This is a genomic window from Streptomyces sp. NPDC059853 (assembly GCF_042731495.1).
Lineage (GTDB): Bacteria > Actinomycetota > Actinomycetes > Streptomycetales > Streptomycetaceae > Streptomyces.
Map to the genome: position 1 here is coordinate 3,339 of NZ_JBHWJL010000022.1, position 18,880 is coordinate 22,218.

Sequence of the window (18,880 nt, forward strand, 5' to 3'; positions counted from 1 at the left end):
TCGGCCACGTCCACCTCCCCGTCGACGGAACCCGCCTCACACCGGGCTCCCACCCCGTCGACGCCGGTGGCCACGACCTCACCGACCTCGCCGTCGTCCGGCACGGCGACGACGGATTCGTCCTGCGCGGCACCAACGAACTCACCTTCCACGGCGCGAACGGACACCACTCCTTCAGCGCCCAGGCGCTCACCGGCACCCCGCTCAACGGCACATTCCTGCGCACCGGTGCCCACCCGGCGCTGCTCGACCCGAGCGGCAACCCCCTCGCCGGCGTGGATGTCGTCGCCCAGCCGGGCGGCGCCTTCCGGATCCAGAACGGCCACCAGGGCATCGTCGTCGGCCCGGGCCGCGACCACACCCACAACGTCGTCCGTCTCACCTACGCCGACAACACCAGCGTGTACGCCCACGTCCCGGTCGGTGACGGCCGGCTCGCCCCCGGCGCCCACCCGATGGACGCGGCCGGCAACCCGCAGACCACCCTGGGCCTCGCCCGCCACGGCGACAACGGTTTCCACACGACGGGCGACACGCGCATCACGGCGTTCACGAAGGACGGCGCCTTCGACTTCGAGGCCGTGCGGCTGGGTACCTCGAACCACAGCGTGCGGACGTTCAGCGTCACCACCGACGGCCGGACGGTGACCGCCCTGGACGTGCTCGACAACACCACGCTCGCCAAGGTGAACGACGTCCGCGTCACCTCGCTCGACGGCGGCGGCTTCCGCTTCCGGAACGCCGACGGCACCACCATCACCCTGCACGGCGCCGACGGCCGGGTCACCAGGACCGCGCAGAGCGTCGAGGTGCCCGTGGGCGAAACGAACGTCACCCGGTTCCGGGTCACCGACGCCGACGGCACCACCTTCGACACCATCCGGCTCTCCGACGACGTGGACGGCGCGTTCCTGCGCGTGGACAACAACACCCTGCTCGACGGGAACTTCGCCACGGTCCACAACCCCCGCGCCACCGTCACCGCCGACGGCGCCAACTTCCGCGTCACCCGCGGCGACGACCAGGGCCTCAGCGCCGGCGAGTACAAGGTGTACGACGGCAGCGGCAAGCTCGTCGAGCAGCGGATCAACGTCTTCCGGGACGGCGAGCTCATCCAGGGCCAGCACCTCAAGGTCACCTACACGGACGGCGCCACCAAGGGCACCTGGTCGCGGATCAAGACCGACGACACCGGCGCGGTCATCGCTCCGCCCCCGAACCGGTACACCGACCTGTACGACGGCGGCGCGGTCGACATGAAGGGCCACGGCAACGGCGTCGTCCGCCTCACCCACCACGGCGGCGCCGAGGTGTTCATGCGCCGCCCGCTGCACAACGGCAACACCCTGGACGTGCACACCTCCTCCAGCGGCGGCGACTTCGGGCGGATGAGCCAGCGCCCGCGCTGGTCGGAGATCACCCCGGACGGCACGATCGCCCAGCACGGCACCCGGCACTGGGGCGAGTCCACGCGCAGCTGGTTCGATGTCGCCGACACCGGCCGCGTCAGCTCCCTCAGCCACCGGGTGCGGCACTTCCGGGCCAACCCGGACGGCGGCCACGTCCTCACCGAGATGAACGCCGTACCCGCCGGGCAGGCCCTCACCCAGGGCACCTGGCACCGCTACGACGCCGACTTCAAGCACCTGGCCGAAGGCACCCGCGAATGGGGCCACGGCCGGGGCTGGACGGACGTCGCGATCAACCCGCGCACCGGCAACACCATCACCGTGCACGAGAAGTTCGGCCGCTTCCAGCCCACCCCGCACGACGTGCGCCGCTACCAGCAGCTGACCGTCGACGCGGACGGCTCCTTCAAGGAAGGCAGCTGGATCTCGCACTCCCCGGCCGGCAAGGAGACCGGGATCAGCAAGCAGCTGGAGAACGGCAACTGGCTGGAGAGCCAGCGGCTGGCCGAGCAGCGCCCGCCGGTGTGGTTCCGCAACGTGCTCTCCCCCGACACCTACTTCCACACCTCGCTGGACAACTTCAGCTACCTGCGCACCGACAACAAGTTCCAGATCGCCGTCTGGAAGGAGAGCCCCACCGCGGGCGGCGCCCCCACCACCAAGGGCATCTCGGCCACCAGCGGCAACGGCACCATCCAGTCCATCAACCTGTCCGGCGACATGGTCCGCGAGGTGCGCAAGCTCGGCAGCGGCAACGAGCTGACCGTCGGCGACGTGAAGATGCCGCCCGGCACCGTCATGCAGGGCAAGGACCTCCCCTGGTCCGAGGGGACGGACAAGCTCCAGGGCTTCCGGACCTTCGACACCGACGCCTTCACCGTCACCAACACCCGGCCGGGCCCCGCGCCGGCCCCCGCCCCCGGCGCCGCGGCGGACGCGCCGCCGCCGCAGCCGCCGGTCCGGCCCGACCTGGCCGCCCGGCCGGACACCGACGCCGGCACCATGCTCTTCCAGGACCGGTTCCGGCCCGACCGGGCCACCGACGGCGTCAACCCGTACGTGCGCGGTGACGGCGAGACCCGCGTCGCCCGGATCGGCTTCAAGGACGGCTCGCTGATGGAGTTCCGCCCCTCGCCGGCGGTCCGCACCGGCGAAGGCGTGACGGTCGGCAGCGGGGACCGGACCTTCCGGCTCACCGTCGACTCCCGGTCCAGCGACTGGACGCACTACGACATCCACGGCAACGTCATCGGCCGCTCGGACACGTTCACCAGCGGAACCGGCGAGCAGATCACCGTCATCTCCAAGGGCGCGCCCGACAGCAAGAACCTCACCTGGCAGGCGTTCGACGCCACCGGGGCCGAGGTCGCTTCCGGCATCCGCACGATGGCCTTCAACGGCAAGATGGGCAACAAGCTGTACTGGGACCGCGAGTCGTTCCAGGACTTCGCCTCCGTCCGCGGCGCCGACGGCCGGGTGATCAAGGGCGAGACGGGCCCGCTGCTGCGCGAGCACCGGATGCTGGCCGACGGCACCACCCTCGACGCCTGGCGGCAGACGAACCCCGACGGCTCCATCACCTGGCACTGGAACAAGATCGACCGGCACGGCAACATCCAGTCCTTCGGTGAGGTCGGCGACCGCACCCGGATGTGGATCGACGCGGACGGCGCCAAGCACGCGGACTGGCAGAACGGCTTCCGCTGGGAGGACACCTTCACCCGGGACGGCACCGTCTTCAAGATCCAGGAGATGCCCAAGCAGCCGAACAACGGCAGCACCAGCGCCTGGAGCCACGACGGCCCGCCCCGGGTCCGGGAGTACCACGCGGAGCCGCCGGCCGCCGGCACAGTGGGCGGAGTCAACCAGGACCTGCGGGTGTGGAAGGAGTTCGACAACGGCATCGAGATCCGCCGCCGGATCAAGCTGGACGACGGCACCCTCCTGGAGAGCCACGAGTGGACGAAGCAGTGGCGCCGCTACGCCGAGCCCGGCGGCGTCCAGTTCGTCATCAACGAGCGCACCATGTCCGGCTACGTCTACAGCTACGACCCGTTCGGCCGGGTCTCGCTCACCGGCCGGGACGCCCTCCACCAGCTCGGCGACTGGGCGGGCGCGCTGGCGTCCGGCCGGACGGCCCCCACGCCCGCGCCGCCGGCTCCGATGACCTCCATGCCGCCGGCGCAGCTCATCGGCCGCGACACCAACTACCTCGGCCTGGCGACCGAGTACCGCGGCTTCAGCCGGATGTACCGCGAGGTCAACGACCAGCAGTGGTCCCGGCCCCAGGTCGGCGCGGGCGAGTCGCAGTACGCCTCGTTCATGAGCAAGGGCGCCCGGTCGCTCGCGGTGGACATGGCCCAGGAGTGGATCATCGACTTCCTGGCCACACTGACCATCACCGGCATCATCTCGGCAGCCACCGACACCGAGTTCACCTGGCTGGACGTGGCCAAGGCCGCCTTCGGCGCCACCATCGCCGCGGGCGTCAAGGGCACCTTCTCGCTCGGCCACTTCTCGGACAACAGGGGCGGCTGGACGAAGGTCGGCAACAGCCAGGTGGACGCGGGCAACCCGTTCACCCGGCGCCCCAACGACGACAACATGGCCGGCGAGTACGCCGGTATCGAGAAGATCACCCGCTGGCGCTCCGGAACCTACGACTTCAGCGTGGCCATCGCCTCCGGCATCATCGGCGGCTTCATCTCCGGTGCCGCCTCGGCCGCGATCTTCGGTGTCAAGGACGCGGACGGCAATCTGGTGAAGCTGGACGGTCTGGACGCCTTCCTGGAGGGCGCGGGCGCCGCGCTCGGCGGCGTCATCGGCGGTGTGAGCATCGGTGCGGGCCGTACCGCGCTGATCCACAACCTGAGCGGCCGCTGGTACCACCGCCAGGGCGCCCTCGACATCTTCGGCATCCCCTTCCTGGGCAAGATCGGCGACAAGGGCTTCAGCATGGGCTTCATGGGCGGCTTCCTGCGCGAGGAGTTCAACCGCCCCTGGTACACCGCCTCCTCCGGTGACGGGGAGAATCCGGAGAGCATCGAAGGCACCGAGAGCACGGACAGCACCGAGGAAACGAACTGATACCGATGAAGATCCTGGTCGCCCCCAAGGGCCGCGGCGCCCACCGCACCATCGCGCGCGCCCTGGCCGCCGCCGAGGCGGGCGCGGTGATCTCCATCGCGCCCGGCGAGTATCCGGAGTCGCTGCGCCTGGAGCGCCGCGTCACCCTGGAGCCGTCGGCCGGTGCCGGGTCGGTGGTGGTCCGCCCGCCGACGGGCCCGGCGCTGACGGTGGCCGCCGCCGACTGCCGGGTGCGCGGCCTGGCGCTGCGCGGCCAGGACCCGGCCCAGCCGCTGGTGCGGGTGGAGGACGCCTCGGGGCTGACCCTGGACGACTGCGCGCTCAGCCACGGCCGGGTGGAGGTGCTCGGCTCCCCGGGCGCCCCGGCCGATCCGGACCGCGGGGCGCTGCCGCTCACCGTGGACGACGATCTGCGGGCCCAGCTGGACGATCCGGTCACCGGCGGCGTGCTGGTGCTGCGCCAGACCCGGCTGCACGGCGCGCACCACACCGCGCTGCACCTGGACGGTGACGCGCGGGCCCGGGCCGAGGACACCGTCATCGACTCGGTGGAGGGCATCGGGGTGGTGCTCTCGGGCGCCGCGGTGCTGCTGGCGGAGCGGCTGCGGGTCAGCGAGGTGTCCGGTTCGGCGCTGCGCGCCCGGGGCAACTCCCGGCTGCTGGTGCGCGACGCGCGGCTGGCCGGGGCGGGTCGGCACGGGGTGCTGGTGCAGGACACCGCGCGGGCCCGGGTGGAGGACTGCCGGATCGACGAGGTGTCGATGTCGGGGGTGCAGCTGGACCACGAGGCGCGGGCGGAGCTGACGGACTGCCGCATCACCCGGGTCGGCGGCAGCGCGCTGGCGGCCGGGGGCACGACGCAGCTGACGGCGACCGGCTGCCGGATCGTGGAGCCGGCCGCCAACGGGCTGCTGACGCTGGGCGAGGCGGCGGCCGAGGCGGTCGACTGCCGGCTGTCGCGCACCGGGTTCTCGGCGCTGCACTTCGCCGACCGCTCCACGGGGACGGTGGTGGGCACCACGGTCACCGACAGCCGCGAACACGCCCTGGCGGTCACCGATGCGGCCGCCGCCGACCTGTCCGGCTGCACGCTGACCCGGCCGGGGCTGTGCGGCGCGCAGGTGACGGACACCGCCCGGCTGTCGCTGCGCGGCACCCGGGTGGTGGGCGGGGAGACCGGGGTGCGGCTGCGGTCCTCCGGGGAGAGCGAGCTGCGCGAGTGCGCGATCAGCGGCCAGAGCAAGGGCGGCGTGGAGATCGGCACGGACGCGACGGTGGCGCTGGTGGCCACCTCGGTCACCGGGGTGGGCAGCGCCGGGGTGACGGTGGACTCCGGGGCCCGGCTGCGGATGGATGGCGGCGGGGTGTACGGCGCGGGCGGCAGCGGTCTCGTGGTGTGGCAGGGCACCGAGCCGACGGTGCGCGGGGTGCGGATCGAGCGGGCCGGGAAGAACGGCATCCTGGTCGGCGAGAAGGCCCGCGGGGTGTTCGAGCACTGCGATGTGTCGGAGAGCGCGTTCCCGGCGCTGCACATCGGGGCGGACGCCGAGCCGGTGTTCCGGGGGTGCCGGGTCTTCGACTGCGACCAGGACGTGGGGACCGCCAACGGCGCGCGGCCGGTGTTCGAGGAGTGCGTGTCGGTCCGGGTGGGTTCGGCGACGCTGACCGGCGGCCCGGGCGGCAGCGGTCCCGGCGGCAGCGGTCCGGCGGGCGGCGGGACCGGCGGCGGGCGCGGCGGCTCGGGGGGCCGTCCCGGCGTCCCGCAGGACGGCACGGGCGGGGCCGGACCGGTCACGGTGGACGGCGCGGAGGGGGGCCTGTCGGAGGCGGGCGAGCCGGAGCCCGAGCCGGAGACCCTGGAGGAGTTGCTGGAGGAGCTGCACGAACTCGTCGGCCTGGAGGGCGTCAAGGGCGACGTGGGCGGCATGGTGAAGCTCATGCAGATGGTGCGGATGCGCGAGGAGGCGGGGCTGCCCGCTCCGCCGCTCTCCCGCCATCTGGTGTTCGCCGGGAACCCGGGGACCGGCAAGACGACGGTGGCCCGGCTGTACGGCCGGCTGCTGAAGGCGCTCGGCCTGCTCTCCCGGGGCCATCTGGTGGAGGTGGACCGCAGCGCCCTGGTGGGCGAGTATGTGGGGCACACCGGCCCGAAGACCACCGAGGCGTTCCAGCGGGCGCGCGGCGGCGTACTCTTCATCGACGAGGCGTACGCCCTGGTTCCGGCGGGCGTGGCCAACGACTTCGGCGGGGAGGCGATCGCGACCCTGGTGAAGCTGATGGAGGATCACCGGGACGAGGTGGTGGTGATCGCCGCCGGGTACCCGCAGGACATGGACCGGTTCATCGGCTCCAACCCCGGTCTGTCCTCCCGGTTCACCCGCACCCTGCTGTTCGCCGACTACTCCACGGAGGAACTGGTGAGCATTGTGGAGCACCACGCCCAGCAGCACAGTTACGAGCTGAGCGACGGCGCCCGTGAGCGGCTGGCCGCCTATGTGGAGGCCATTCCGCGCGACGACCGGTTCGGCAACGGCCGTACCGCGCGCCAGCTGTTCCAGCAGATGACGGAGCGCCAGGCGATGCGCGTCTCCGAGATGACCACGCCCGAAGCGCACGCGCTGATGACGCTGCGCGAAGAAGACCTTCCCCTCTGACAGGAGAAGCCATGTCCCAACCACCCGGGTCCCAGACCCGTTTCGCGGAAACCTTCGCCCGTGCCCCCTCCCGTCCGCCGCGCGGTCTGGTGCCCGGCCGCCGGGTGTGGACCTCGCTGGGCTCCGGCGCGGTGCTGGCCGCCGCGACGATCCTGGCGGTCCCGTTGCTGAGCGCCAACGTCTTCGACGGCGGCGACGCCGCTCCGGTGGCGAACATCCAGCCGCAGCTGCCGCCCGTCGTGGTGGACGAGGATCCCGCCGAGGAGGCGGAGGAGGAGCAGGCCGAGGAGGAGACGGAGGAAGAGGCGCAGGAGGAAGAGGAGCAGAAGGAGGAGAAGTCCGTGGCTCCGCCGGCCGCCCCGCCGCCGGCCGCCGACCCGCCCCCGGTGGCGGACGAGCCGGAGCGGAAGGAGGAGGCGCCGGAGCGGAAGGAGGAGAAGAAGAACGATCCTCCGGCCGACACCAAGAACGAGGACCCGCCGGCCCCGTACAAGCTGCGCTCCGATGTGCGGATCGCGGGTCTGGACGGCAAGTGCCTGGACGTGTCCAACTCGCGCACCGCCAACGGCACCCCGGCCATCGTGTTCGACTGCAACGGCACGGGCGCCCAGAAGTGGACGTTCTGGTCGGACGGCACGCTGCGGGCGATGGGCAACTGCCTGAGCCTGGTGAACGCCAAGACCGGTGACGGCACGCTGCTGCACATGTGGGACTGCACGGGGAACGCCACCCAGCGGTGGGCGATCTCCCCGAACAACGACATCGTGAACATCTCGGCCGACCGCTGCCTGGACATCCCCTGGGGGGACACCAGCAACGGCACCCAGGTGCAGATCGCGGACTGCTCGGGCAACCCGGCGCAGAAGTGGACCATCTCCGGCTGACCGGCGCCGGATCGTATACGCGTTCCGGCCGTGCCCCGGAAGGGGTGCGGCCGGCAACTCGGGGCAGGGGCAGGGCCATCGGCGGGATACCGTCCCGTGCATGGCCTACCCCTGCCCCGACTGCGATGCCCCGCAGGCGGTGACCGCGCTCGATGTGCGCGGCGAGATCTTCCTGCATCCCTGTCTGTCCTGCGGCTGGCTGCCGGCCGCCGCCCCGCGCGCGTCCGTGCTGCGGGCCAACGCCCCGTGCCCGACCCGGGGGTGCGACGGTTCGGTGGGCGAGATCTACCAGTACGACGAACGGGCGCTGCGCGCCGTGCGGCGCGAGCACTGCCCGCAGTGCTACGGGGGCGGCGCGGGGGCTGCCGGGGTCAGCGGGCCGTCCCGCCGCGCAGCGGCGCGGTGAGGTCGGCGCGCAGCCGCAGCGGGGTGGTGGCCGGGCCGGTGGCCAGGCGGCCGCCGGTGACGGTCAGCGGCAGGGCCTCGACGCGGGAGCGGCGGGGCGCGCCGTCCGGGTCGGGGTGGGTGAAGTACACCAGCCAGGCCGCGTCGTCGCCCTGTCCGAGCGCGGCGGCGTGGTGGGCGGGGACCGGGCCGTCCAGCAGGGCGCCGGGCAGGCGTTCCCAGTGGGTGAGGTCGGTGGAGCGGTACACCAGGAGCCCGGACCAGTAGTCGGTGAGCATCCAGTAGGCGCCGGCGTGGGCGAGGACGGTCGGTCCCTCGTGCGCCTGGTCACCCTCCAGGGCGCGGCCGATCGGGCGCCAGGAGAAGAGATCGGGTGAATCGGCGGCATGGATGGTGGAGCCGTCCGCCTCGTCCTTGAACCACATCCGCCAGCCGCCGCCGGCCTCGGCCGGCAGGGGCCACACGCAGGCGTCGATGGCCTTGTCGCCGGGCAGCGGCAGCACGGAGACGAAGTCCCAGTGCTCCAGGTCGGCGGAGGTGTAGTGCAGGATGTGGCGCGGCCCGCTCCAGTCGGCGCGCACGCCGCGGAGGTAGGTGACGTACATGTGGTAGCGGCCGTCGTGCCAGATCACCTCGGGGGCCCAGTAGGTGTTGCGGCCCGCTTCGTGGTCGAGGCCGCGGGCGAGGCCCCGGTACTCCCAGTGGGCGCCGTCGTCGGTGCTGACGGCGATGCCGATGTCGGTGCCGTGCACCCATTCCACGCCCGCTCCCTCGTGGCCGGCGCGGCGGGCGGTGTAGAACATCCACCAGTCGCCGGTGGCGCGGTGCCGGATGAGGGTGGGGTCGGTGGCCCCGTCGTGCACGGGATCGCGGAAGAGAACGGTCATGGGCAGCGATCCTAGAATCTCCACCCAGAAATCAACAGGCCCGCACCAAAGACAACATCAACCGAGCAGGGCCGCCACCACCACGAGCACCGGGATCGCCAGCACCGTGGAGAGCAGGATCGACTCACGGGCCAGCCGCACCCCCACCTGGTAGCGGGAGGCGTAGGTGAAGAGGTTCTGGGCGGCCGGCAGCGCCGAGGTCACCACCACGTGGAACACGTCCGTGGCCCCCAGACCGAACACCCAGGTGGCCACCGCCCAGGCCACCAGCGGCATCCCGGCGGACTTGAGCCCCACCGACAGCAGCATCGGCCAGCGGTCGTCGCCCTGCCCCGGCAGACTGCTGCCGCGCAGCGAGATCCCGAACGCCAGCAGCACGGCGGGCACCGCCATGTTGCCGATCAGCACCGCCGGCTCCAGCAGCGGCTCGGGCACCGTCCAGCCGGAGGCCGCCACCGCGACGCCGGCCAGCGCGCTGATCACCACCGGGTTGCGGAAGGGGGTCAGCACCCGCTGCCACCACGGGGTGCCGGCCCCGCCGCGGGTGGAGAGGTCCAGCACGGTCAGCGCCACCGGCATGACGATGAGCTGCTGGAAGAGCAGCACCGGCGCGACCAGCGTGGCGTCGTCGAGGACGTACACGGCGATGGGGATGCCGAGGTTGCCGGCGTTCACGTAGCTGGAGCACAGCGCACCCACGGTCGTCCGCCCCACCCCCCAGCGCCGTACCGCGCCCACCGCCACGAAGACGGCCGCGACCGTGCCCGTGGAGACGGCGGTGACCAGCAGCGGGGTGGAGAAGATCACGCTCAGATCGGCGGCGGAGAGGGTGGTGAACAGCAGCGCGGGGGTCGCGACGTAGAAGGCGAGCTTGGTGAGGACCTCCCGCCCGTTCTCGCCGAGCGATCCCCGCCATCCGAGCAGATAGCCGGTACCGATGATGCTGGCGATGATCGCGAACCCCGTGATCACACCACCCATGCGGGCAACTATGTGTCGTGTACATCTAAGAGGTCAATGTGATCTCCACTACGGAAGACGCACCGGCGGCCTCCGTGACACACCGCACCCCGTTCCCTACGGTGACGCTCCGTGCGCAATCGAATCCGTACGATCATCGCCCCGCTGGCCGCCCTCCCCCTGCTGCTCCTCGTGGGCGCCGCGCCCCCCGACGCCCCCGACGCCCGCGCCGACCGGCTCGCCCGCGTCCTCGCCGAGGACACCACCGCCGACGGCGCCCTGCGCCACCTGGCCGCCTTCCAGCGCATCGCCGACACCTCCGGCGGCCACCGCGCGGCCGGCAGCACCGGCCACGAACGCTCCGCCCGCTACGCCGGCGACCTGCTCGCGGCGGCCGGCTACCGGGTCGACTACCAGCGCTTCGGCTTCTCCTACCGGGAGACCACCGCCGAACGCCTCACCACCGCCGACGGCCGCGACATCCCCATCCGGGCCATGACGTACACCGCCAACACCCCCGACGACGGGCTCACCGCCCCGCTCGCGGTGGCCGGCGGACTCGGCTGCTCCCCCGAGGACTACCCCGGCGACACCCACCGGGGCCGGATCGCCCTCGTCGAACGCGGCGAGTGCACCTTCGCCGCCAAGGCCGGGCAGGCCGCCGCGGCCGGCGCGGTGGCCGCCGTCGTCTACGACAGCACCCCGGACGGCGGCCCCTTCGGCGGCACGCTCGGCGACCCGGACGCCGGTGTCCTCCCGGTCGGCGGCATCTCCCGGGCGGACGGCCTCGCGCTCGCCGCCGGAGACCTCGACAGCCCCGTCCGCCTCGACCTCGCCCAGCACGCCGAGGACCGCGAGACCGTCAACGTGCTCGCCGAGACCCGCGGCGGCGACCCGGACCGGGTGGTCATGGCGGGCGCCCACCTGGACTCCGTCCCGGACGGACCCGGCATCAACGACAACGGCTCCGGCTCGGCCGGCGTCCTGGAGACCGCCCTGCGGCTGGCCGACCACTACCGGGGCGGCGGCGCCACCGTGCGCTTCGCCCTGTGGTCGGCGGAGGAATCCGGGCTGCTCGGCTCCCGGCACTACGTGGACGGGCTCACCGAGGCCGAACGGGAGGCGATCGCGGTCTACCTGAACTTCGACATGATCGCCTCGCCCAACGCCGGGTACTTCGTGCACGACGGCACCGGCGCACCGGACGGCTCCGCCGCCGTCACCGGCCACCTGAGCGGCTACCTCGCCGAGCAGGGCATCACCGCCGAACTGTCCCCGTTCAACGGCCGCAGCGACTACGCGCCCTTCGTGGAGGCGGGCATCCCGGCCGGTGGCAGCTACACCGGGGCCGAGGGCCTGAAGACGGCCGACCAGGCCGACCGCTGGGGCGGCACCGCCGGCGCCCCGTACGATCCCTGCTACCACGCCGCCTGCGACGACCTCGGCAACATCGACCGGACGGCCCTGGAGGCCAACCTCGCGGTGATCGCGCGGGCCGTCGGCCACTCCGCGTGGCGGCCCGACGCCCTGACCACCCCCCGCTGACGGCCGGAAAATCCCGTGCGGCTGCGCGGCGCGGGCCCCGCCCGGTAGGCTCTGCGTGTGATCTTCAAGCGCATCGGAACCGGCCGACCCTACCCTGACCACGGCCGGGAGAACACCCGGCAGTGGGCGGACGTCGCGCCGCGCCCGGTGCGTCTCGACCAGCTGATCACCACCAAGGGCCAGCTGGACCTGGAGACGCTGCTCGCGGAGGACTCCACCTTCTACGGCGATCTCTTCGCCCACGTCGTGAAGTGGCAGGGCGACCTCTATCTGGAGGACGGCCTGCACCGGGCGGTCCGCGCCGCCCTTCAGCAGCGCCAGGTCCTGCACGCCCGCGTGCTGGAGCTGGACTGACGAGGGCGGCGGTCGGCCGTTCGGGGCCGGTTGAGCAGATCAGCTGATCATTAATAGGTCCTGGCACCCGTGGGTGACTACGCTGCGTCCATGAGCATGCTGACGCCTCCCGGCATGGGCGGAAAGAAATACCGCGTCACGGGCGACCGCTACCCCCGGATGCGCCCCCCGCGCCGTCGCCGCCGCACGGTGGCCCTGGCCCTGTCCACCGTCGCGGTGCTCGGTCTGGTCGGCACCGGCACGCTCCAGCTCATCCGGGTCTTCTCCGCCGAGGCCGAGGGCGACGGGCCCCAGCGGGCCGCCGCCTCCGGCGCCCGCGAGTGCGCCACCGAACGCCCGGACACCGAGGCGGAGGGCGCCTCGGGACCGCTGGCCGAGCTGCCCGAGCCCAGATCGATCACGGTGAACGTCTACAACGCCACCACCAGAACCGGCCTCGCCCAGCAGACCGCCGACGCGCTCGCCGAACGCGGCTTCGTCATCGGCGAGGTGGACAACGCCCCCGAGGAGCTGGACGGCAAGGTCGAGGCGCCCGGGCTGCTGCTCGGCGCGGGGGAGGCCCAGGAGAACGGCGCGCTGGCGGTGGTGGGCGCCCAGCTCGCCGGCGCCGAGCAGGCGGAGGCCGACGCGGCCGACACCCGGGAGACCCCCGAGGTGGACTTCGTCATCGGCGAGGCCTTCCAGGAACTCACCGCCCCGCAGGAAGCCGCCCGCGCCCTCGAAGCCCTTCAGAAGCCCGAGCCCGGGACGGAGGCCGCCGGCCAGGAGTGCTGACCGGCGGGCGCCCGGCACCCGGGCGCGGGAACGGGCGGGCTGCGGACGGGCGAACCGGCCGTACCCGCCGTACCGTACGGCCGGATCAGCCGGCGGTGCCGTACAGCCGGTCACCCGCGTCGCCGAGGCCGGGCACGATGTAGCCCAGCTCGTTCAGCCGCTCGTCCAGCGCCGCCGTCACCACGGTCACCGGCGCGCCGGCCAGCTCGCGCTCCATCAGCTCCACGCCCTCGGGGGCGGCCAGCAGGCAGATCGCGGTCACATCGTCCGCGCCGCGCTTGATCAGGTCCCGGATCGCCGCCACCAGCGTGCCGCCGGTCGCCAGCATCGGGTCCAGCACGTACACCTGGCGCCCCGAGAGGTCCTCCGGCATCCGCGAGGCGTACGTCGCCGCCTGGAGCGTCTCCTCGTCCCTGATCATGCCGAGGAAGCCCACCTCGGCCGTCGGCAGCAACCGCACCATGCCGTCGAGCATCCCGAGACCCGCCCGTATGATCGGCACGACGAGGGGCTTGGGGTGCGACAGACGCACCCCCGTCGTCGCGGCCACGGGGGTGGTGATGTCCACGAGTTCGGTGCGGACGTCACGGGTCGCTTCGTACGCCAGCAGGGTGACCAGCTCGTCAGCCAGCCGCCGGAAGGTGGGGGAGTCGGTGCGCTCGTCGCGCAGCGTGGTCAGTTTGTGCGCCACCAGCGGGTGGTCGACGACATGGGTCCGCATGAATGCGACAGTACCGAATGCCCCGGACACTCCGGCTGCCGGGCGGATGCGGAATATTGCGCAGGTGAACTGCCGGGTTACCCGACAGGCCACCCCTTTTCTGCCACGATGCTGAGTGGCAGAGCCAAACCGAGTGGGGAGAGTCACGGTGTACTTCACCGCACTGCTCGCGCGGACCGATGATGGTTGGGAAGCGAGTGATACCGAGTTCGACGATGTGGAGAGCCTGGACGAGTTGGCCGATCTGGCCCGGGAGGCGGCTCCCGACGACACCGTCCTGGTCTGCATCGAGCAGGAGGGCGTCTGGTTCGGCATCGTCCGGATCGACGGCGAGGACGATCCACGCGTCTTCGTCTCGGATGCCGCACGTGCCATGCGCAGCGCGTACGGCGAGATCCTGCTGACGGACGAACTGCTGGGCCGTCAGGCCGCGGACGACGGCATGCCGGCCCTGGACGACCTGGACGACCTGACCGACGACGATGTCGCGGGCGGCCGGGACACCGACGACAACGACAACGACGACGGGGCGCTCGATCCCGACGCGGTGCCGCGCGGCCCGGTGGGCGACGCGGGACTGCTCGCGGATTTCGGCATCGACGCCGCCGCCGTCCTCACCCTCTCCGCCGACGACGCGCTCAGCGAGATCGCCGAGACGCTGGGCGCCGCGGACGTACTGGAGGCCGTCAGGTGACCGCGCGCGATGGGTGACCCGGACCCGTTGCGCGACCCCTGGATCCCCGCGATGCGTCAGGCCCTGGACCTGGCCGGCGCGGCGGGCGAGGCCGGTGACGTACCCGTCGGGGCGCTGGTGCTCGGCCCCGGCGGGCCGGACGGCGCCGTCCTCGGACGGGGCCACAACGCGCGCGAGGCGACCGGCGACCCCACCGCGCACGCCGAGGTGCTGGCGCTGCGCGAGGCGGCCGGGCGGCTCGGTGACTGGCGGCTGGCCGGCTGCACCCTGGTGGTCACCCTGGAGCCGTGCACGATGTGCGCGGGGGCGATCGTGCTCTCCCGCGCCGAGCGGGTGGTGTACGGCGCCCGGGAGGCGAAGACGGGGGCGGCCGGCTCGCTGTGGGACGTGCTGCGCGACCGGCGGCTCAACCACCGTCCCGAGGTGATCGACGCGGTGCTGCCCGGGGAGGCGGCCGCCCTGCTCACCGAATTCTTCGGGCGCGGCGACGGATGCTAAGCTTCGCGACGGTAGCGTGTCCGAGCGGCCTAAGGAGCTCGCCTCGAAAGCGAGTGTGGGGGCAACTCCACCGAGGGTTCAAATCCCTCCGCTACCGCGTCTGTGTGCCGGGCCCGACCCCCTTCCCGGGGGCTCGGGCCCGCGCCGTATCCGGGCCCGGTCCGTACCCGCGCGCCCGCCCGCTCTCCCGCCGGCCGTCGCCCGGCCGTGGTCCGTCCGGCCCTTCCGGGCGATCAACACGTGGTAATCCGGTACTTGCACACAGTGGACATGTCTTGTGATGCTATGACCGCTTTTGCCGTTGATTGAAACGTGAAAGGGTGGTCGGCAGGTGGCGGTGACGCAGACCCGGGGCGCCCAGGCTCGGGCGCTGACGCAGGCACTGTTCGAGCAGCTCGACCGGCTGGAGGCCGGCACCGCCGAGCACGCCCGGGTCCGTGGAGCCCTGATCGAGGCCAACGTCCCGCTGGTGCGGTACGCGGCGCTGCGCTTCCACAACCGCAACGAGCCGATGGAGGACATCGTCCAGGTCGGCACGATCGGCCTGATCCACGCGATCGACCGCTTCGACCTCGGGCGCGGTGTGCAGTTCCCGACCTTCGCGATGCCCACCATCGTGGGCGAGATCCGGCGGTACTTCCGCGACAGCGTGCGCTCCGTCCACGTACCGCGCCGGCTGCACGAGATGTGGGCCCAAGTGCGCGGGGCCACCGAGGAGCTGACGGTGGCGCTGGGCCGGGACCCCAACCCGGCCGAGATCGCCGAGCGGCTCCAGGTCCCGGAGGAGGACGTGCTGGCCTCCCTGGAGGCGGGGAGCGCGTACCGGGTCTCGTCCCTGGAGGCGGCACAGGAGCGCGACGAGGGGTCGGCCGGTCTGGTGGAGCGGATCGGGTACGAGGACCCGGAGCTGGCCGGGGTCGAACACCGGGCGCTGGTACGGCATCTGCTGGTGCAGCTGCCGGAGCGCGAGCAGCGCATCCTGCTGCTGCGCTACTACCGCAACCTGACCCAGTCGCAGATCAGCGCGGAGCTGGGCGTCTCGCAGATGCATGTCTCCCGGCTGCTCACCAGGAGCTTCGCCCGTCTGCGCTCCGCAAATCCGATCGACGCGTAACGCGAACGAGGGACCCAACTCCAGGAACTCCAGGGTTCGCTGTGCCGTTTTATCGACATGACGCTACATCGTGTTGATGACGTGTGACATTCTGCTAGAACCGCGTTTGCCGTGGCGGCAGCTCCGGTATCCACGAGGGTGACGCCACTTCTCGTACCGAGTGCGCCGCCGTGACCCGTCCACGACCTCCAAGGGGGTGGCATGTCCGTAGAACTGGGCAGCTCCAAGGTGCTCACCACAGCCGGCACGCCGCAGGAACCCGAACCGCTCCCCGCCGTACCGCCGACCGACAACCTCGACACCCGCACGCTCTCCCGCTCGCTGTTCCAGCGTCTGGCCACCCTGGAGAAGGACAGCCCCGAGCGCGGCTACGTGCGCGACACCCTCATCGAGCTGAACCTGCCGCTGGTGCGGTACGCGGCGGCGCGGTTCCGCAGCCGCAACGAGCCGATGGAGGACATCGTCCAGGTCGGCACCATCGGCCTGATCAAGGCGATCGACCGCTTCGACTGCGAACGCGGTGTGGAATTCCCGACGTTCGCGATGCCCACCGTCGTCGGGGAGATCAAGCGCTTCTTCCGCGACACCTCGTGGTCGGTCCGGGTTCCGCGCCGGCTCCAGGAGCTGCGGCTCGCCCTCACCAAGGCCAGCGACGAACTCGCCCAGCGCCTGGACCGTTCGCCCACCGTCGCCGAACTGGCCGTGTGCCTGGGCGTCTCGGAGGAAGAGGTCGTGGACGGCCTGGCCGTCGGCAACGCCTACACGGCCAGCTCGCTGGACTCCCCCGCGCCCGAAGAGGACGGCGGCGAGGGGTCGTTGGCGGACCGGCTCGGCTACGAGGACGGCGCGCTGGAGGGCGTGGAGTACCGCGAGTCGCTGAAGCCGCTGCTGGCCAAGCTGCCGGCGCGCGAGCGGCGCATCATCATGCTGCGGTTCTTCGCCAACATGACCCAGTCGCAGATCGGCGAGGAGGTCGGCATCTCGCAGATGCACGTCTCCCGGCTGCTGACCCGCACCCTCGCCCAGCTGCGGGACGGCCTGACGGCGGAGGAGTGAGTTCCCGGACCGGCGGGAGATCGCCGGTCCGGGCCGGTGACACGGGTCAGCCGAAGGCGATCCAGGCCGCGCCCGCGAGCGCGAGGACGCCCACCACGACGCCGAGGATCAGCCCGATGCGCGGGCCGGCCGAGGCGGACTGCTGAGCGCGCCGCTGCGGCGGTTCCTCGTCCACGAAGGCGCGGAACATCTGAGTGCTGCCCGCCGGATCCTGCTGCGGGTTCTGGGGTGCTTGGGGGTTGTGAGCCATGTCCGGTGACCCTAGCGAACGCCTGCCCCCGGGACACAGTCCGGCCCCTTGAGGATGGCTTAACCTCGCCCTAAGGCTGGTCTATACCAACACCTTGTCATGCTCACATGACGCCGCTGAAATGGTGTCATGAAGCGGAGACACGCACTGCGTACCCCCACCCGCCGCCTGCTGGCAGCCGGTCTGACCCTCGCCCTGGGCTGGACGGCGCTGACCACGGTGTCCGCGACCGCCGACCCCGACTCCGGCGTGTCCGCGGCCCAGGTCCTCTTCCACGACGACTTCAACGGCCCCGCGGGCTCGGCCGTCGACAGCTCCAAATGGCAGCTGGAGACCGGCGACAACAGCGGCAACAACCGCGAGCACCAGTACTACACCCCGGGCACCAACAACGCCGCCCTCGACGGCAACGGCAACCTGGTGATCACCGCGCGCAAGGAGAACCCGGCCAACTACCAGTGCTGGTACGGCACCTGCCAGTACACCTCGGCCCGGATGAACACGGCCGGAAAGTTCACCACCACCTACGGCAAGGTCGAGGCCCGCATCAAGGTGCCGCGCGGACAGGGCATGTGGCCCGCCTTCTGGATGCTCGGCGCCGACATCGGCCAGGTCGGCTGGCCGGCCAGCGGCGAGATCGACATCATGGAGAACGTCGGCTTCGAACCCGGCACCGTCCACGGCACCCTGCACGGCCCCGGCTACTCCGGCGGCGGCGGCATCGGCGCCGGCTACACCCTGCCGGGTGGTCGGGCCTTCGCCGACGACTTCCACACCTTCGCCGTCGACTGGTCGCCCAACCGCATCAGCTGGTCGGTGGACGGCGTCGTCTACCAGACCCGCACCCCCGCGGACCTCGGCGGCCGGCAGTGGGTCTTCGACAAGCCGTTCTTCATGATCCTCAACCTCGCGGTCGGCGGCGAATGGCCCGGCTACCCCGACGGCACCACCGTCTTCCCGCAGCAGCTGGTCGTCGACTACGTGACCGTCACCTCGTACGACGGCGGGGGCGACAACGGCGGGGGTGACGGCCGCACCGGCCCGATCACCGGCCTGGCCGGAAAGTGCGTGGACGTCTCCGGTGGCAACACCGCCAACGGCACCCCCGTCGTCCTCTACGACTGCAACGGCACCTCGGCCCAGCGCTGGACCGTCCACTCCGACGGCACCCTGCGGGCGCTCGGCAAATGCCTCAGCCTGGTCGACAGCCGCACCGGGGACGGCACCAAGGTCCACCTGTGGGACTGCACCGGCAACGCCACCCAGCGCTGGGCGATCAGCGGCGCCCGCGACATCGTGAACATCGCCGCCGACAAGTGCCTGGACGTCCCCTGGGCCGACCCGGCCAACGGCAACCAGCTCCAGATCGCGAACTGCTCCGGCAACCCCGCCCAGAAGTGGACGGCACCCTGAGCCCGCGCCGTTCGTTCACCGGGACATGAGAACCCCTGACCGACCCCTCAGGTCCCCCGGCCGCCGCGCCGTCCTCACCGGGGCGTGGGGCACGGGTGGGGCCCAGTGGCTCGCCGCCGGCGGCGGCACGGGCGGGTGCCGCCCGGGCGTGCGGACCCTGGGCGGCGGGCCGGGC

The 18,880-nt window shown here is 72.2% G+C and carries 16 protein-coding genes and 1 tRNA gene; 13 read left to right on the plus strand and 4 right to left on the minus strand.

Annotation, left to right across the window (positions count from 1 at the left end; genetic code table 11):
* The 4 genes from ACFV5N_RS04340 to ACFV5N_RS04355 all read left to right on the plus strand — a co-directional run.
* A partial coding sequence (locus tag ACFV5N_RS04340) for a hypothetical protein (RefSeq protein ID WP_385593870.1) occupies positions 1 to 4,496 on the plus strand: 4,496 nt, incomplete at its 5' end.
* Between the two features lie 5 nt (positions 4,497 to 4,501).
* Positions 4,502 to 7,150 carry a right-handed parallel beta-helix repeat-containing protein gene (locus ACFV5N_RS04345; protein WP_385593872.1) on the plus strand — a complete coding sequence of 883 codons (2,649 nt, stop codon included), beginning with the start codon at positions 4,502 to 4,504 and terminating at the stop codon, positions 7,148 to 7,150.
* An 11-nt stretch (positions 7,151 to 7,161) separates the two neighbouring features.
* Positions 7,162 to 8,034, plus strand: coding sequence for a ricin-type beta-trefoil lectin domain protein (locus ACFV5N_RS04350; RefSeq protein ID WP_385593875.1), 873 nt, complete (start codon positions 7,162 to 7,164; stop codon positions 8,032 to 8,034).
* Positions 8,035 to 8,134: 100 nt separating this feature from the next.
* Positions 8,135 to 8,440, plus strand: coding sequence for a hypothetical protein (locus ACFV5N_RS04355; protein ID WP_385593878.1), 306 nt, complete (start codon positions 8,135 to 8,137; stop codon positions 8,438 to 8,440).
* Here the strand turns inward: ACFV5N_RS04355 and ACFV5N_RS04360 are convergent.
* Both ACFV5N_RS04360 and ACFV5N_RS04365 read right to left on the minus strand, forming a co-directional pair.
* Entirely contained in the window at positions 8,406 to 9,326 is a 921-nt protein-coding gene (locus ACFV5N_RS04360) for a glycosyl hydrolase (protein ID WP_385593880.1), read from the minus strand. The genes ACFV5N_RS04355 and ACFV5N_RS04360 overlap by 35 nt on opposite strands.
* A gap of 57 nt (positions 9,327 to 9,383) precedes the next feature.
* Complete coding sequence (locus ACFV5N_RS04365) at positions 9,384 to 10,307, minus strand: AEC family transporter (protein WP_385593883.1); 924 nt, start codon at positions 10,305 to 10,307, stop codon at positions 9,384 to 9,386.
* A 111-nt stretch (positions 10,308 to 10,418) separates the two neighbouring features.
* Here ACFV5N_RS04365 and ACFV5N_RS04370 point away from each other — a divergent pair, with 111 nt between their 5' ends.
* The 3 genes from ACFV5N_RS04370 to ACFV5N_RS04380 all read left to right on the plus strand — a co-directional run bounded on the left by ACFV5N_RS04370 (position 10,419) and on the right by ACFV5N_RS04380 (position 12,959).
* Positions 10,419 to 11,831, plus strand: a complete 1,413-nt coding sequence (locus ACFV5N_RS04370; protein WP_385593885.1) for a M20/M25/M40 family metallo-hydrolase — start codon at positions 10,419 to 10,421, stop codon at positions 11,829 to 11,831.
* 57 nt (positions 11,832 to 11,888) lie between these two features.
* Positions 11,889 to 12,185 carry a type II toxin-antitoxin system VapB family antitoxin gene (locus tag ACFV5N_RS04375; protein ID WP_019432291.1) on the plus strand — a complete coding sequence of 99 codons (297 nt, stop codon included), beginning with the start codon at positions 11,889 to 11,891 and terminating at the stop codon, positions 12,183 to 12,185.
* A 90-nt stretch (positions 12,186 to 12,275) separates the two neighbouring features.
* Entirely contained in the window at positions 12,276 to 12,959 is a 684-nt protein-coding gene (locus ACFV5N_RS04380) for a LytR C-terminal domain-containing protein (RefSeq protein ID WP_385593888.1), read from the plus strand.
* Positions 12,960 to 13,044: 85 nt separating this feature from the next.
* Here ACFV5N_RS04380 and upp read toward each other — a convergent pair whose 3' ends face one another.
* A complete protein-coding gene (gene upp / locus ACFV5N_RS04385) occupies positions 13,045 to 13,680 on the minus strand; it encodes a uracil phosphoribosyltransferase (RefSeq protein ID WP_375062055.1) in 636 nt (211 codons plus the stop codon).
* Positions 13,681 to 13,828: 148 nt separating this feature from the next.
* Here upp and ACFV5N_RS04390 point away from each other — a divergent pair, with 148 nt between their 5' ends.
* The 5 genes from ACFV5N_RS04390 (at position 13,829) to ACFV5N_RS04410 (ending at position 17,042) form a co-directional block, all read left to right on the plus strand.
* The gene (locus ACFV5N_RS04390; protein ID WP_385593891.1) at positions 13,829 to 14,374 is read left to right on the plus strand and encodes a hypothetical protein; all 546 of its coding nucleotides are present in this window, start codon (positions 13,829 to 13,831) and stop codon (positions 14,372 to 14,374) included.
* A gap of 9 nt (positions 14,375 to 14,383) precedes the next feature.
* A complete protein-coding gene (tadA, locus tag ACFV5N_RS04395) occupies positions 14,384 to 14,872 on the plus strand; it encodes a tRNA adenosine(34) deaminase TadA (protein WP_385593894.1) in 489 nt (162 codons plus the stop codon).
* 10 nt (positions 14,873 to 14,882) lie between these two features.
* Positions 14,883 to 14,969 (plus strand) — tRNA-Ser (locus tag ACFV5N_RS04400).
* Between the two features lie 234 nt (positions 14,970 to 15,203).
* Entirely contained in the window at positions 15,204 to 15,986 is a 783-nt protein-coding gene (locus ACFV5N_RS04405; RefSeq protein ID WP_019432286.1) for an RNA polymerase sigma factor SigF, read from the plus strand.
* Positions 15,987 to 16,187: 201 nt separating this feature from the next.
* On the plus strand, positions 16,188 to 17,042 hold the full coding sequence (locus tag ACFV5N_RS04410) for an RNA polymerase sigma factor SigF (protein WP_385593897.1): 855 nt from the start codon (positions 16,188 to 16,190) through the stop codon (positions 17,040 to 17,042).
* Positions 17,043 to 17,088: 46 nt separating this feature from the next.
* Here the strand turns inward: ACFV5N_RS04410 and ACFV5N_RS04415 are convergent, their stop codons facing one another.
* The gene (locus tag ACFV5N_RS04415; RefSeq protein ID WP_385593900.1) at positions 17,089 to 17,292 is read right to left on the minus strand and encodes a hypothetical protein; all 204 of its coding nucleotides are present in this window, start codon (positions 17,290 to 17,292) and stop codon (positions 17,089 to 17,091) included.
* Positions 17,293 to 17,421: 129 nt separating this feature from the next.
* Here ACFV5N_RS04415 and ACFV5N_RS04420 point away from each other — a divergent pair, with 129 nt between their 5' ends.
* Positions 17,422 to 18,705: a family 16 glycosylhydrolase gene (locus ACFV5N_RS04420; RefSeq protein WP_385593902.1), complete on the plus strand. Its 1,284-nt coding sequence runs from the start codon at positions 17,422 to 17,424 to the stop codon at positions 18,703 to 18,705.
* Positions 18,706 to 18,880 lie beyond the last annotated feature (175 nt).